Source organism: Halomonas sp. IOP_6 (assembly GCF_021151565.1).
GTDB lineage: Bacteria > Pseudomonadota > Gammaproteobacteria > Pseudomonadales > Halomonadaceae > Vreelandella > Vreelandella alkaliphila.
In genome coordinates this window covers 269974-283835 of record NZ_JAIRBO010000001.1, presented here as the reverse complement: position 1 = coordinate 283835, position 13862 = coordinate 269974, and the positions used below count along the sequence as shown (strand labels likewise).

Genomic DNA, 13862 nt, shown 5'->3' with positions numbered 1-13862 from the left:
TTGTGTTTTTAATGGTAGGTGGCTCATGTTAAAGCGCCAGATTGATATTGCTATTTCAGTAATAGGGTTAGTATTGCTATCCCCTTTGCTAGTTGTTATAGCACTGCTTGTTCGCTATAAACTAGGCACGCCAGTTCTCTTTCGTCAATATCGTCCAGGGCTAAACGGTAAGCCATTTGAAATCATCAAGTTTCGCTCTATGCGAGATGCCTATGATGAGCAAGGCCGAAAATTATCAGAAAAAGAGCGGCTGACTCCTTTTGGTCGACGTTTGCGTGCTACCAGTCTGGATGAGCTTCCCGAACTATGGAATGTACTGAAAGGAGATATGAGCTTGGTCGGCCCCAGGCCTTTATTAATGGAATATTTGCCTTATTACAGCGCCCACCAATTTCGTCGGCATGAAGCCCGCCCCGGTGTGACAGGTTGGGCACAAGTAAATGGTCGTAATGGTATCTCATGGGAAAAAAAGTTTGATTACGATATTTGGTATGTAGATAACCAGACACTGCTTTTGGATATAAAAATACTACTATTAACAGTGAAAAAAGTTTTTTTCCGCGAAGGTATCAGTTACTCGGGTGATGTAGCGATGCCAAACTTTAAAGAATCAAAACTGAAAAACGACAAAGGTGGACAAAATGGCTAAAAAAATTAATATCCTTGTCACTGGCGTCGGTGGGCCAACGCCACGCAGCTTTGTCAGGTCTATCCTTGATTCTGGAACTGATAGTTATTGTTTTATTGGTGTTGATGCTAACCCGTTAGCGATTGGTCTTTATGATAAATCTTCATATGAACATACCTATTTAGTACCAAGGGCTGATGATGAACGTTACTGGTTAGAAATATCAAAAATAATTGATCATCATCAGATTCAATTTGCGGTTGTATTGCCTGAAGTTGAAGTAGTGGCATGGTCGAAGCGGAAAGACCTTGAAGGCTTGCCTTGTAAAACATTTATTTCTTCAAGCCAGCCTACCGAAGCGATAATAGATAAGAAAAAGCTGCATGAAATACTGATGAATAAGCCTTATATACCCCGTTACTGTACTTTTTTAAACGGCTTTAAAAGCCGTGATCTGACGCTTGATTATCCTTTTTGGGTACGCGGCACTGTTGGTTCAAGCGGTCTAGGTTCTTTAAAAATTACAAGTGAAAAAGAGCTTGATGAATGGATGCAAATAAACCCTCTCATTGAGGAATTCATCGCATCTGAGTTTTTGCCGGGAAGAAACCTTGCGTGTAAGGTTATTTATATGGACGGCAAGATTATACGCTCCGCTTGTGCCGAGAGAGTAACGTATATCATGTCTAAGGTTGCACCTTCTGGAATAACTGGCAACACTGCGTTTGGTCGTATGATTAATGATACTCAGCTTGTGAATATTGCTGATGATGCGATTAGTTCATTTTTTAATCACTATCAATCGAAAGCGAATGGCATATTCACAGTAGATTTCAAAGAGGATGCGCAGGGGAATCCAATGATCACCGAAATAAATGTAAGGTTTGTTGCTTTTATTTCCTCTTTGGCTCAAGCAGGCGCTAATCTTCCTCTAGACTATCTTGAGATGAATCTTAATCCAGACAACTTTTCACACGTATACAAACATTATGAGTTTCCAAAAGGCACAATATTTTTAAGAGATGTGGATGAAAAGCCAGTTGTAATGAATGAAAAAGATCTATTAAATATGGATCCCCACCATGCTTAACGGACCATTTTCTCCTTGGCCTTCCTTTACTCTGGAAGAGGCCCAGGCTGTTCAGGACGTACTGCTTTCCAACAGAGTGAACTATTGGACAGGTAAGGAGTGCGTTGAATTCGAAAAGGAGTTTGCTCAATTTGCCGAGGCTAAGCATGCCATAGCGTTAGCAAATGGGACTAACGCGCTAGACTTAGCTCTAAAAGGGCTGGGTATTGGCGAAAAAGAGCATGAAGAGGTGATTGTTACCTCTCGAACGTTCGTGGCTTCAGCATCATGCATTGCGAATGTCGGGGCTGTGCCAATCTTTGCTGATGTTGATCGCGACTCTCAAAATATCACTGCCGCCACGGTCGCTGAAAAAATTACCCCGCGTACTCGCGCTATTGTTGCCGTACATCTAGCAGGATGGCCCTGCGAAATGCAGGAACTCATGGCGTTGGCAGAGCAATATGGGCTTTATGTAATCGAAGATTGCGCTCAGGCTCATGGCGCTCGTTACCAAGGCCGAAGCGTCGGAGGAATAGGTCATGTGGGGTGTTGGTCGTTCTGCCAGGACAAAATTATGACCACCGGTGGCGAAGGGGGAATGGTCACTACCAATGACACCGCGCTTTGGAAACGAATGTGGGCTTATAAAGATCATGGCAAGAGCTGGGACGCTGTCTATGTGCAAGAACATCCACCGGGTTTCCGCTGGTTGCATGATACGTTTGGCACCAATTGGCGCATGACTGAAATGCAGGCCGTCATTGGTCGTATTCAACTTAAACGGATGCCTGAGTGGAATGCGATTCGCCAGATGAATGCTCAACATATCTGGCAAGCTGCGTTGGATTGTAAAGGGTTGCGTGTACCTGATTTTTGTTTAGATATGACCTCTGGATCACGAAGGCAAGATACCAAGCATGCCGCTTATAAATGCTATGTATTCATTGATCCGCGTCAGCTTCGGGATGGCTGGGATCGCGATCGTATCCTGAGTGATATCAACCTAAGAGGAGTACCCTGTTTTCCAGGCAGTTGCTCTGAAGTATATCTCGAAAAGGCCTTTTTAAACGCTGGCTGGCAGCCACAAAGCAATTTGCCAGTTGCACAAGAGCTTGGTCAAACCAGTCTGATGTTTTTGTGCCATCCGACACTCTCCCAAGAAGAAATTGATAAGACATGTCAAGTGCTCAAAGAGGTCATGGCGCTAGCTGTTTAATCATTTTTTCAAGCCTTCCAGAATTTAAAAGATCATCTGTATTTAAAAGATCAGCTGTCTTTAAAGCTACCTGCATTTAAAGCTCACTATTTAAAATAGCTAATGTCGGCAAACGAGCACTCAAACTGTGTGGCTTGGTGTTTCGTTAAGGAGTTTTTATGAAGCCTAAGGTTGCTACATCGAATAAGCGTTTTTTGCTGATATCGGGCACAAGCTATTCGTTGGTCAATTTTCGAGGGCCACTGGTGCAAGCCTTGATCAAAGCTGGATTAGACGTCCATGTGGCTGCTCCAGGGCTTCTTGAAGACATGACTACTCGCCAGCAACTTGAAGCTTGGGGGGCTGTTGCTCACGACTTTCCGATGCAGAGAAATGGACTAAACCCGTGGCGCGATGCTTTAACGCTGCGCGCACTTTATCGTCTTATGTGCAGAATTCGCCCAGAAATGGTGCTTAGCTACACGATCAAGCCAGTTGTTTACGGACTACTAGCAGCCTGGCTGGCTAGAGTTCCTCGCCGCTATGCATTAGTTACCGGGCTAGGTTACGCATTTGCTAGTCAGGCCAGCGGCAAGCGTGCTCTGGTCTATCAAGTTGTGCGCAGGTTGTATGCCGCGGCACTCAATAGAGCAGACAAGGTGTTTTTTCAGAATCCTGATGATAACGCTTTGTTTCGTGAGTTGGGGATACTGCGTGAGAAGGTGCCTTCGCAGGTTCTCAATGGATCAGGGGTAGACATGAACCATTTTACGGTAGCTCCTATACCCGTAGGCCCACCGCGCTTCTTACTGATTGCTCGCCTGTTGGGCGATAAAGGCGTGCGTCAATATGCTGATGCTGCACGCCGAATCAAACAGCGGCATCCCGAGATAGTATTTCAACTGGCCGGTGATATTGATAGTAATCCCGATACGATTACCCGGGAAGAATTGGATACCTGGATTAAGGAGGGCTCAATTGATCATTTAGGCTGGCTTAATGACGTGCGCCCGGCAATAGCGAATTGCAGTGTTTATGTACTTCCCAGCTATTACCGGGAAGGAACACCCCGTTCAGTGTTGGAAGCCATGGCGATGGGGCGGGCGGTGATCACTACCGATGCGCCTGGATGCCGAGAGACTGTCATTGAGGGTGATAATGGCTACTTGATACCCGTTAGAGATGTCGATGCGCTAGAGGTTTCCATGCAGACGTTCATTGATAGTCCTGCCCTAGTACAAACCATGGGCCGACGTTCGTATGAAATTGCTAAAGATAGGTACAATGTTCATAAAGTTAATGCCGTCATGCTTAAATCGATGGAAATAAAAGGTCTGGTATCGAGTAGCCGAGAGCAAGAGCTAGTTAATAATAATGCTATTAATGAAGTCTGAAAATATAAAATTATTTCCTAAGATTTGATGGTCTGTTGGATAAAACCTATTAATCCTATTCCTAATACAATTATGAGAACCTATTGATATGGCTTTCTTCTCGGTGATCATGCCTGTTTATAATAAGGTGAACACTTTAAGTGATTCCCTGGAGTGTATATATAGGCAAAATTTCAAAGATTTTGAGGTGATTGCCGTAGATGATGGTTCTACAGATGGCTCTCTTGGCATTTTGCAGCAGTATGAGAAGGCCGGTTTATTAAGGCTTTACCAGCGTGATTCTCCCGGTTCAGGAGGATATGCCGCGCGCAACTTAGGGGCAGATAAATCAACCGGTGAGTGGTTGGTTTTTTTTGACGCTGACGACATTATGTTATCAGACCACTTGTCATGTTTTGCCAATGCAATTAGTCAATATTCTGATATTGAGTTATACGTCAATGCTTACCAGAAGATGGAAGGCTGGCGGCGGCTGCCGAGAATAAAAGGACGGGCTAGTGGTCGCCTGAGTCGCTTGGAGGCCTTAGAATTCTTTGCACTTTTCGACTTTATTCACATGAATGGTGCGTGTATTTCGCGTCAGCGTTTTTTATCTATGGGAGGGTTTCCTGCTGGGCTTTATCGCCGAGGTGGCGATGTATATTTCTGGTTGAAAGTGCTCTGCGAATTAAAAACGATTCACTACAACGCCAATGTGACTACTTTATGGCTGCTTGAAAACAGCGATATCACGCGTGATAAACGCAACCTTGTTGGTTTACATCCTGGTGTTGATCTTTTTAAACAGTATGAATCTACATTAAAGCGTAGTGAGCGGCGACAATTGCGTTTGGCAATAAATCGCAAAGTTCTTTCTTGGGCCGTTGAGAAGAAGCTGCTTGGCCAATCAGTGCGCTTGGATTTAGAAGCATTAAGATTGGGAGGGATGAACATGCGTTTATGGCTGCATGCTATCTCATTACTAGTGCCCCAACCTTATTACAATCAGTTGCGTCGCCGTATTAAATAATCTTTGCAAGCAAAGGGGGCAGCACTCATGACCAAGACAGTAATTACTTATGGCACCTTTGACATGTTCCATATTGGCCATCTGAATTTGCTAAGACGTTTGGCTGAAATGGGGGATCGTTTGGTAGTGGGAATCTCAACGGATGAGTTTAACACGCTCAAAGGCAAGCGCACGTTGATTCCATTTGAGCACCGTGCTGAGATTGTACGCTCCTTGCGCTATGTCGACCAAGTGATTCCCGAGACCGACTGGGAACAAAAGCTTCAGGATATCATGCGCTATTCAGTTGACACTTTTGCCATTGGTGATGATTGGAAAGGCCACTTTGACTTTCTTTCACCCCACTGTGAAGTGATATATCTGCCACGTACCGATGGCGTCTCTACGACTCAATTGAAACGTTCACTTAATCCTTTCTATAGCGTTTCACGTGATGAATTAATGAATGCCTTTGACGTGCTCGATACGTTAAGAAAAGACTTCGGCTAATGTTCTTTTGATTGATGGCGATAGTGCCAAGGAAATCACAATGTCCTCTTACACACTTCGTTTAGCAAAACAGCTGGCATGGTTACCGCTGTGCCTGATCGGCGGATGCTTCCCCCGCAATGATCGTTTATGGATATTTGGTGCTTGGCACGGTCGCCAGTTCGCTGACAACACAAGCTATTTGTATCGCCATGTACGTGATCATGAGCCTAGCTTGAGAGCGGTTTGGCTTGCGCATGATCAAGAGGTTGTTAAGCGAGTTCGCGAAGAGGGCGGAGAAGCCTATCTTGCTTACTCAGTCAAAGGAATCCTGTTGTCGCTGCGTGCGCGGCTTTTTCTTGTCACTCATTCGGCAGAAGATGTTAATCCCCATGCGTCATTTGGAGGACAGCTAATCAATCTGACTCATGGAACCCCTCTTAAGCGCTTGGTTCAGGATGCTCGCTCTTCTCGGCTTGGCGTTTTTACCGGCGTATTTGATCGTTACCTGCGCCGAGTACTACCTGGGCAGCGCAGGCCTCAGCAAGTATTAGTGGCTTCCGACGTCGGCCGAGAGCGAATGATCTCTGCCTTCGGTTTACCAAGCGATCGTGTCACTGCCCTTGGCTATCCTCGCTGGAGTGCTTTCCAAGAAAATGCGTCAACATTATTGCAACAGGCTGGCATCGATATATTGGCGTACGACAAGGTAGTGCTATATGCACCGACCCTTAGAATGCAAGGCAAGGGGGGGCTTGATGTGTCCCAAGGAGAACGCCTAGAAGCATTACTGCCATGGCTTGAAAAGCATCGAGTGCTATTGCTAATCCGCGGGCACACCTCGTTGAAAATGAGCGGTGTACAAGCGTTAATGGAGGGGAATGCGAGTATTCGTGAAGCGCCTGTCAGTATATTTCCAGATGTAAATGCTTTATTTCCGGCAGTGGATGTACTTATCACTGACTACTCGAGTTTGATGTTCGACTATGCTTGTTTGAATCGCCCCATCATTTTGATGGCACCTGACCTGGATGATTATCTCAACCTCGATGTAGGGGTTTATGGAGATTATCTTGCTGACGCGCCAGGTCCGGTAATCGAATCTTGGGAGTATTTACCTGAAGCCTGGGACTCCTTGACTAAAAAGGTCCATCACCAGCGCTTAGCAACTTTTGTAGCTCGCCATGCCGCTATGAACGATGGCAGAGAGTGTGAACGCGTCACCTCTCATCTGCGTAACAGCTGTCGCCTCGAAGTAACCAGCCATGCCTGAATGACTGTAAATACAAGATGAGTACGTAGTTTGAATAGAGAATAAAGCTAGCTTCTCAATGATTTTATGGGGATGCGACATGTCATTTTATGAAAAAGGGACAAAGAGCAGGCAGATAGGTGACGATGCCAATGGTGGTGCTCGAGTTGGTTTTCCAAGGGTTTCTGTGATTGTACCGACTTATTATGACTGGTCACGTCTAAAAAAGTGTGTTGCTGCATTAGAGAACCAGTCGCTTGCCCAAGACAATTTTGAAGTCATTATTGTCAATAATGCCTCTGATGATTCTCCGCCAGCAGACTTTTACTTACCCAAAAACTTCACCATGATCAAAGAAGCGAAACCAGGCTCATATGCAGCAAGAAATGCCGCATTAAAGATTTCTCGAGGTGAAATAGTTGCGTTTACTGATTCTGATTGTATCCCAGATCCTTATTGGCTGGAGACAGCTATTAATCGACTCGATAAAGGTGCAGAACGCGTTGCTGGTAAAGTAGAGCTTTTCTTCAAATCTGAAAAACTGACGCTTGTTGAAATTTATGAAAAGGCCTTTGGATTTGATCAAGAACGCTATGCTCAGCGGGGAGGAGCGGTGACTGCTAATATGGTGACTTGGTCAAAAAACTTTGAAATAGTTGGATTTTTTAACGATAACCTTATGTCTGGCGGTGACAATGAATGGGGAGTGCGTGCGAGCGAAAAAGGGATTCCTGTTGAATACGCCCAGGAGGTTATTGTTAACCATCCTGCACGCTCAAATGTAAAGGATATTCTTAAAAAACGAAGGAGAGTGATGGGAGGGCAGTTGCATAAAATGAAAAAGAATTCGAAGAGAAGTTTTATTATAATTTTAGCTAAAGGCTATTTCCCACCAATAAAAGCGCTAAAGTTGTTTTTAGAAAAAGAGTTGACTTTTTCAGAGAGGTTTTTGGCTTATCTGTTGTGTTATTATTTTAAATCTTATTCAGCCACGTACAGGTTGGCGCTACTCCTCGGCCTGGCTAAGCCAGAAAGATCTTAGCTTGAAATTATGTGAGTGGTGAGTGGTGAGTGGTGATGGGTTAGCGGTAGTCGAGTATTGTTTTTATAAATGCCTCGCCGAATGTTAAAGAAATATTCGGCGAGGCATTTTTTTTACTTAATATTTTTAGGGAGCAGCAGACTATCGTCTTCATCAGTAGGTGCCTGATAAGTCTAAGGTTACGCATTGAGGTGAATAGTCTTATGAATTAAGTTGTATTTGTAGATACGGTATTGACAGGCATAGTCTTTGCAGACACAAATTTTTTGATTTAGTATCTATGGATAGGTGGATGCAGACAGGGTACGAGGTGCTTATGCAAACAGCCAGCAATGTTATTCAGGACAAGGCCGCCGCTGCGGCTGGTCTAAAAGCCGCTGTGCGTATTTTGGATAAATGGCGGGCGACAGGTGAGCAGGGCGAATCGATTCTACGCGTCTCCCACAGCAGCTATGCCCGCGCGCGGCGGGGAGATTTGGCTGAGATCAAGTTAGATAGTGATCAATTGGCACGAATCAGTTATTTGCTCAATATTCATGCGGCACTGCGAATGCTGTTTGAAAACCCTGATAATGTTTACGGGTTCGTCTCTATGGCAAATCACAATCCTTACTTTAACGGGCGTACGCCGCTTGAAGTGATCGGTACTGGAGATTTCGCAGCACTTTATGAAACCTTCAAGCGTATTGATAGCTTGCGAGGTGCTCAGTGGTAGATTCGGCGGGAATAAGCGAAGGTTCGCTGCCCCTTTGTCAATCGAAAGAGGTAGTGGGGTATCGCTTAGTCAACAGTAAATTTCCTCCCATTGGGCTGTTTGATGATGTTGCGAGCCTCGATGAGTTTGAAGCGCTTTATGCCCTGCAGGCGCTGACGAATCCAAGGCTGCGTAACGAGGCTGGTGATTTGGGGCTCATTCCTCACAACCAGATTCCCTTTGGTATCCGAGGATGCTCTTATGCGACAGCGCCTTTTACCCACGTTAACCCGGAAGGTTCTCGCTTTAGCGACGGCAGCTTTGGTGTGCTTTACATTGCGGATGCACAACCAACGGCAATCAGTGAAGTGAGGCACCATCAGGAAATCTATTGGAAAAACGTACCATCGTTACATTTTGAACGGTTTATCTTCCGTGGGCTTAAGTGCCTATTTAATGAAAAAGCCTGTCGTGATGGCTTGGCGCTTCAGCCATCCCATGCCATTTATGATGCCGACGATTATCGAGCAGCGCGCACGTTAGGCAGAGAGCTTCGCAAAGAGCAACGTACCGGTTTGCGTTACCATTCTGTTCGGCAACCAGGTGCCACTTGCTGGGCGTTAATGACGCCGCAGTTCGTCCTGGATATTATCCAGACCACTCATATTGAGATGATCTGGAACGGGCGAATAGCCCAAGTGAATCGCCTCTCAGCGGTACCCATCAAGTGAATTCAGTAGAGTAATTATGTTCGCTGTTGCTCGGTGAAGCGCTGCATGATCGTGAGTGTTTTATCACTAACATGATGCTCCATGCCCTCTGCATCAATACGCGCTGTGCTGTCATCAACTCCAAGGGCACGCAAGAAATGCAGCACCACATCGTGGCGTGACCGGGAAATTTCGGCCATTTTTTGCCCTTCTTCGGTCAAGAAGAGCGAGCGATAGGGCTTGCTTGTCACTAGGCCCAGCTCATTCAGGCGGCGAATCATTTTAGAGACGGTAGCTTGGCTAACGGCCATTCGGGTGGCGATATCGGCTGCGCGAGCCTCTCCACGGTGGCGTAATAAGTCGCCGATTAACTCGACATAATCTTCGATCAGTTCCGTTTCGTGGGCATTACGCACCGTCTCATACTGCTGTGCATGCTGTTCCACTGGCGGTAGCGCATCTCCATCTTGGCCGTATGCGGTAGGAGAGTGTTGCTGTTGGTATTCACTCATTGGCAAAATTTATCAAGGTTAGTGGAAACGTTAATTAGTGATGGTAGCGCATTTTTTTAGATAATTGTTAGCCATGGCTAAACTGTTTACATAAAGCTTTTTTGTTGAGCTGCAGCTGTACTTATTGGGATCCTAGCACAGGAGGAAGAAATAATGACCAAGCAGTATGGCTGGTTAATCATTGTGCTAGTAGCGACTTGCTGCTTTTTCCTGATCCTGTTGTTTTCACCCAGGCACAGCGTGTTAATGCGCTTATGGGGGCATCGTAAGATCGGTACTGCCGATAACGCTTAAGAGCGATATTGGAGACTTTCCCATGCCTTCTCTGCGATGCCAATACCAGCCCCTGTCATTAATAAGTAGGTTTGGTCGACACCTGCCTCATGTAATGGGGCTGCTTCATCCTGAAAGTGTATGCCCGCAAGCAGCTGTCCAGTAAAGCCTGCTTTACGCAGCTCGCGAGTTGCAATTAATTTACTTTCAAGCTCTGGGGTGGCCAACGTTACTGCCAACAGCTTGGAAATATCTAATTGATGCCAAAATCCCACGTCTTCTATATCGCCATAGTAGACGTGGCGTTTGTGTTCCGATTTATTAGGATCAGAATCAATACCCGCAACTGACACCCCCTTATCGTTAAAAAAGTCGTAGGCAGCGCTACCTGTGCGTCCCATTCCAAGTATTAACACGGTAGCATTACCGATATTAACGGGTTGTTCATCTGGATGGCGTGTATCACGCTCAAAGCGTGTTAACGACCTTTCCCAGCGATCGAAAAGTCCATGAGCCAAGCGGTTTAGAGGTGCCGAAATGACAAAAGATAATGCGACAGCGATGGCGAGCGGTACCAACCACTCCTCTAAAATACTAGAGGCAACGATTAGGCCAAATTCACTGTAGGCAGTTAGGCTTAAACCTCCCAGAAAAGCGTTACGTGCCCGGATACGAAATGCGATCAACAGCGCAAAAAATAATAGTCCTTTTAAGGGCAGTGCTAAGGCGAGAACTCCAGCAAAAATCAAGGCATTGGTGTCGGGTAGCCCAGCCATTCCTATTTGTAAGAAAAAGCTGATTAGGAGCATTTCCTTTATTCCCCATAGCGCCTTTGAAAGCTCCTGGGCGCGCGGGTGTTTGGCAAGCAATAGACCCATGACTAAGGCACCTACCTCTGAGCTTAACCCGACGGCTTCAAATCCCATTCCACCGATAGCAATTGCTAGCACAGCGCCTAGCAGTACCAGCAGCTCATCGTGTTGGGCAATACTCATTAACCAATAAAGAAGGGGTCTAAGTAGTGGTAGTAAAAATACCAGTAGTGCCCACGAGCTGGGGGTCTGGCCACTATAAAAGCTGAGTACTGCAATGGCGACCAAGTCTTGAATAATTAAAATACCGATGGCAATTCGGCCATGGAGAGCCCGCAATTCTCGCTTCGCCTCAAGTACCTTAGCGGCAAGAACGGTGCTTGAAAATGACAGAGCAATGGCAAGCAATATTGCCTTATCCATAGATAGCGATAAAAACACGACGAAGCCAATCGTAAAAAATAAGCAGGTAATGGCTAGGTGTATAAATGCGCTTCCAAGCACGACGGGCTCAGCAAGGCTCTTCACGTTAAGTTTTAGGCCAATGGTAAAGAGCAGCAATAGAACGCCTAAGTGGGCAAGATGTTCTAGTAATGGACCTGCTTCACTGGGCAGGCCAACGCTAGGGCCGAAGGCGTTGAGTGCAAACCCGGCAGCCAAAAAGCCCACCAAGGGCGGTAAGCTAAGCTGACGGGCAATAATCCCGAAGACAAGAGCAAACGATAAAATAAGCACTTCAAACATGCTGAATCCCTAACATAAAGGTGGCTAGGTTATCTTCCCACCCGCCAATGTTTTTGCATTTCAATAAAGGTGAACGATGCCGACCAAGTGATCAGGACAAAGCCTGTTAATGCCAGCGTTCCGTATAGGAATCGAACGGGGCCTGTTGCATAAATATCCCCATAACCGACTGTGGTGTAGGTGACGGCAGAAAAGAATATATAATCTAATAGATTAAAGCTGTCATAACCTTGCAGGGCGCCAATACCGTTGAGCGCTGTTAGCCACCATCCGGTCATACCAAACAGCCAAATTTCGGCAACGTGCGTCAATAAAACACCAAATGCCATACCAAGGATACGCTGGCGATGAGGCTTATGTGATCGTTCAATTTGTCGTGAGATAAGCCACAGTGATTCGTAGTGAAGCAGCACCGCTAGTACCACAGCGATGAAAGTAGTTATTACGACGACCAAATGTTCGGGGTATGGAATGGTCAAGTAGTAAGAATCCCAAAGTCGCTATGAGAAAATGTTCAGCACAATCGACTGCCAAATAGCAGCAGCGAGCCATCTAAAGAGTGCCAGCCCCACCAGGCTAGCACCACCCCGCCCAGCAGTAGCGTTGCTAGTACGATCAACAGTGTAAACGCTGTTAGTTGCTTCATGAGACCACCTGAGGGGCGACGTTTCGTGCTAACGGTTTTTCGCTAATAAACCAGTGCAGACCAGCGGCGACCAGTGAGAGCACAATGGCAATCTTCCAGACAGTGTCATAATGGCCAGTGAGATCATAAAGATATCCGCCAAGCCAGACACCCATAAATGATCCTAGCTGGTGAAATAAGAATACAATGCCGCCCAGCATGGATAAATGGCGAACACCAAATACAGACGCCACAATGCCGTTGGTTAACGGCACGGTTGAGAGCCAAAGTAGGCCCATGGCGATACCAAATAAATAAGCACTGGTAGAGGTCAGCGGCAACATGACAAAAGCGGCAATTATCGCGCCGCGAATTAAGTATAACCAGCTAAGTAGGCGCGGTTTTGACCAAATTCCTCCCATCCATCCTGCCGTGTAGGTACCCACAATGTTGAACAAACCGACCAGTGCCAACACTGTGGTGCCCACCTGAATGGCCAGACCGTTATCGAATAAATACCCAGGTAGATGGACAGCAATAAATACAACCTGGAAGCCGCAAACGAAAAAACCGAGGCACAGTAGCCAAAAGCCTTTCTGCCCGACCGCCTCATTGAGTGCGTCGCGTAAGCTTAAATCACCCAGCGCGCTGGGACTTGGACGGTCTTTTAACATCGCCCCCAGGGGAATCATCAGCGCCGCAATGGCACCCATAGCTAGAAGAGCTGCTGACCAGCCAAGCCACTCAATTAGCCCTAGTGTGCCGGGTAACATCGCGAATTGTCCAAAAGAGCCAGCGGCACTGACAATGCCCATCGCCATACTGCGTTTTTCGGGGGCCACAGCGCGTCCCACTGCGCCCAAAATTACTGAAAATGTAGTGCCGGATAGGCCTAACCCAATGAGGAAACCAGCGCTTAGAGTCATGCCTAATGCGCTGGTGGAAAGGCTCATAAAGTACAGTCCAGCTACATATAAAATGGCCCCTATGACAATAATTCTCGCCGCTCCGAAACGGTCAGCCAGCGCACCGGTGAAAGGCTGAGAGAGCCCCCAAATTAGGTTTTGAACCGCAAGGGCAAAGGCAAACACGCCGCGCCCCCAGCCGAAATCGCTGCTCATCGGCTCAAGGAAAAGCCCAAAACCATGTCGAAGACCCATAGCAGTGGAAATAACCAAGCTTGCTAGCACGATAAAGAGTAGCGTGCGATGTCGCGGCAATACCATTTTACGTCCCTTATTATGTAGTTTGTTAACGCGTTAACTAACTATCTCACGGGTCGGATTTTTTTAGAAGCTATCAACTGTCGTACGAATTAGCAGTGTCGGTAATAAGTTGAGGGCGGCATACTAGGTAGTATGTTGCAAAGCAACAAGTGTGCTTTGACTAAAGTCGTACGTTTTGTATCACAAATGATCCACGTTTATTAGCG

The 13862-nt window shown here is 46.3% G+C and carries 16 protein-coding genes; 11 read left to right on the top strand and 5 right to left on the bottom strand.

Features of this window, described 5'->3' with window-relative positions; genetic code table 11:
• Window positions 1-25 precede the first annotated feature (25 nt).
• From K7H08_RS01395 to K7H08_RS01350, 10 genes are all read left to right on the top strand, one after another.
• Window positions 26-649 (top strand): sugar transferase, encoded by a 624-nt coding sequence (locus K7H08_RS01395; protein ID WP_231657005.1) that lies wholly within the window; start codon window positions 26-28, stop codon window positions 647-649.
• Window positions 642-1718 (top strand): hypothetical protein, encoded by a 1077-nt coding sequence (locus K7H08_RS01390; RefSeq protein WP_231657004.1) that lies wholly within the window; start codon window positions 642-644, stop codon window positions 1716-1718. Before K7H08_RS01395 ends, K7H08_RS01390 begins: the two co-directional genes overlap by 8 nt.
• Window positions 1711-2916: a DegT/DnrJ/EryC1/StrS family aminotransferase gene (locus tag K7H08_RS01385; protein WP_231657003.1), complete on the top strand. Its 1206-nt coding sequence runs from the start codon at window positions 1711-1713 to the stop codon at window positions 2914-2916. Before K7H08_RS01390 ends, K7H08_RS01385 begins: the two co-directional genes overlap by 8 nt.
• A 158-nt stretch (window positions 2917-3074) precedes the next feature.
• Window positions 3075-4289: a glycosyltransferase family 4 protein gene (locus tag K7H08_RS01380; protein WP_231657002.1), complete on the top strand. Its 1215-nt coding sequence runs from the start codon at window positions 3075-3077 to the stop codon at window positions 4287-4289.
• A gap of 88 nt (window positions 4290-4377) precedes the next feature.
• Complete coding sequence (locus tag K7H08_RS01375) at window positions 4378-5298, top strand: glycosyltransferase family A protein (RefSeq protein ID WP_051626481.1); 921 nt, start codon at window positions 4378-4380, stop codon at window positions 5296-5298.
• A 27-nt stretch (window positions 5299-5325) separates the two neighbouring features.
• Window positions 5326-5787 carry a glycerol-3-phosphate cytidylyltransferase gene (gene tagD / locus K7H08_RS01370; RefSeq protein WP_038484831.1) on the top strand — a complete coding sequence of 154 codons (462 nt, stop codon included), beginning with the start codon at window positions 5326-5328 and terminating at the stop codon, window positions 5785-5787.
• Between the two features lie 40 nt (window positions 5788-5827).
• Window positions 5828-7039: a CDP-glycerol glycerophosphotransferase family protein gene (locus K7H08_RS01365; RefSeq protein WP_231657001.1), complete on the top strand. Its 1212-nt coding sequence runs from the start codon at window positions 5828-5830 to the stop codon at window positions 7037-7039.
• Between the two features lie 79 nt (window positions 7040-7118).
• Window positions 7119-8060, top strand: coding sequence for a glycosyltransferase (locus K7H08_RS01360; RefSeq protein ID WP_231657000.1), 942 nt, complete (start codon window positions 7119-7121; stop codon window positions 8058-8060).
• Between the two features lie 316 nt (window positions 8061-8376).
• Window positions 8377-8775 carry an antitoxin Xre-like helix-turn-helix domain-containing protein gene (locus K7H08_RS01355; RefSeq protein WP_095603026.1) on the top strand — a complete coding sequence of 133 codons (399 nt, stop codon included), beginning with the start codon at window positions 8377-8379 and terminating at the stop codon, window positions 8773-8775.
• Window positions 8769-9485: an RES family NAD+ phosphorylase gene (locus tag K7H08_RS01350; protein ID WP_231656999.1), complete on the top strand. Its 717-nt coding sequence runs from the start codon at window positions 8769-8771 to the stop codon at window positions 9483-9485. Before K7H08_RS01355 ends, K7H08_RS01350 begins: the two co-directional genes overlap by 7 nt.
• Before the next feature lie 14 nt (window positions 9486-9499).
• Here K7H08_RS01350 and mntR read toward each other — a convergent pair whose 3' ends face one another.
• The gene (mntR, locus tag K7H08_RS01345; RefSeq protein ID WP_038484825.1) at window positions 9500-9976 is read right to left on the bottom strand and encodes a manganese-binding transcriptional regulator MntR; all 477 of its coding nucleotides are present in this window, start codon (window positions 9974-9976) and stop codon (window positions 9500-9502) included.
• A gap of 153 nt (window positions 9977-10129) precedes the next feature.
• Between mntR and K7H08_RS01340 the strand changes: the two genes are divergently transcribed.
• Entirely contained in the window at window positions 10130-10270 is a 141-nt protein-coding gene (locus tag K7H08_RS01340) for a hypothetical protein (RefSeq protein ID WP_198349692.1), read from the top strand.
• On the opposite strand, the gene K7H08_RS01335 is transcribed toward K7H08_RS01340, so the two are convergent.
• From K7H08_RS01335 to K7H08_RS01325, 4 genes are read right to left on the bottom strand one after another with little or no spacing between them, the layout of a single operon-like run.
• Window positions 10267-11805 carry a cation:proton antiporter domain-containing protein gene (locus K7H08_RS01335; protein ID WP_231656998.1) on the bottom strand — a complete coding sequence of 513 codons (1539 nt, stop codon included), beginning with the start codon at window positions 11803-11805 and terminating at the stop codon, window positions 10267-10269. The two genes, K7H08_RS01340 and K7H08_RS01335, sit on opposite strands and share 4 nt — an antisense overlap.
• 29 nt (window positions 11806-11834) lie before the next feature.
• Complete coding sequence (locus tag K7H08_RS01330) at window positions 11835-12284, bottom strand: ion channel (protein WP_038484818.1); 450 nt, start codon at window positions 12282-12284, stop codon at window positions 11835-11837.
• Window positions 12285-12319: 35 nt separating this feature from the next.
• A complete protein-coding gene (locus tag K7H08_RS18345; protein WP_269438752.1) occupies window positions 12320-12451 on the bottom strand; it encodes a hypothetical protein in 132 nt (43 codons plus the stop codon).
• Window positions 12448-13656 (bottom strand): MFS transporter, encoded by a 1209-nt coding sequence (locus K7H08_RS01325; RefSeq protein ID WP_231656997.1) that lies wholly within the window; start codon window positions 13654-13656, stop codon window positions 12448-12450. The genes K7H08_RS18345 and K7H08_RS01325 overlap by 4 nt, the downstream gene beginning before the upstream one ends.
• Window positions 13657-13862: the final 206 nt, after the last annotated feature.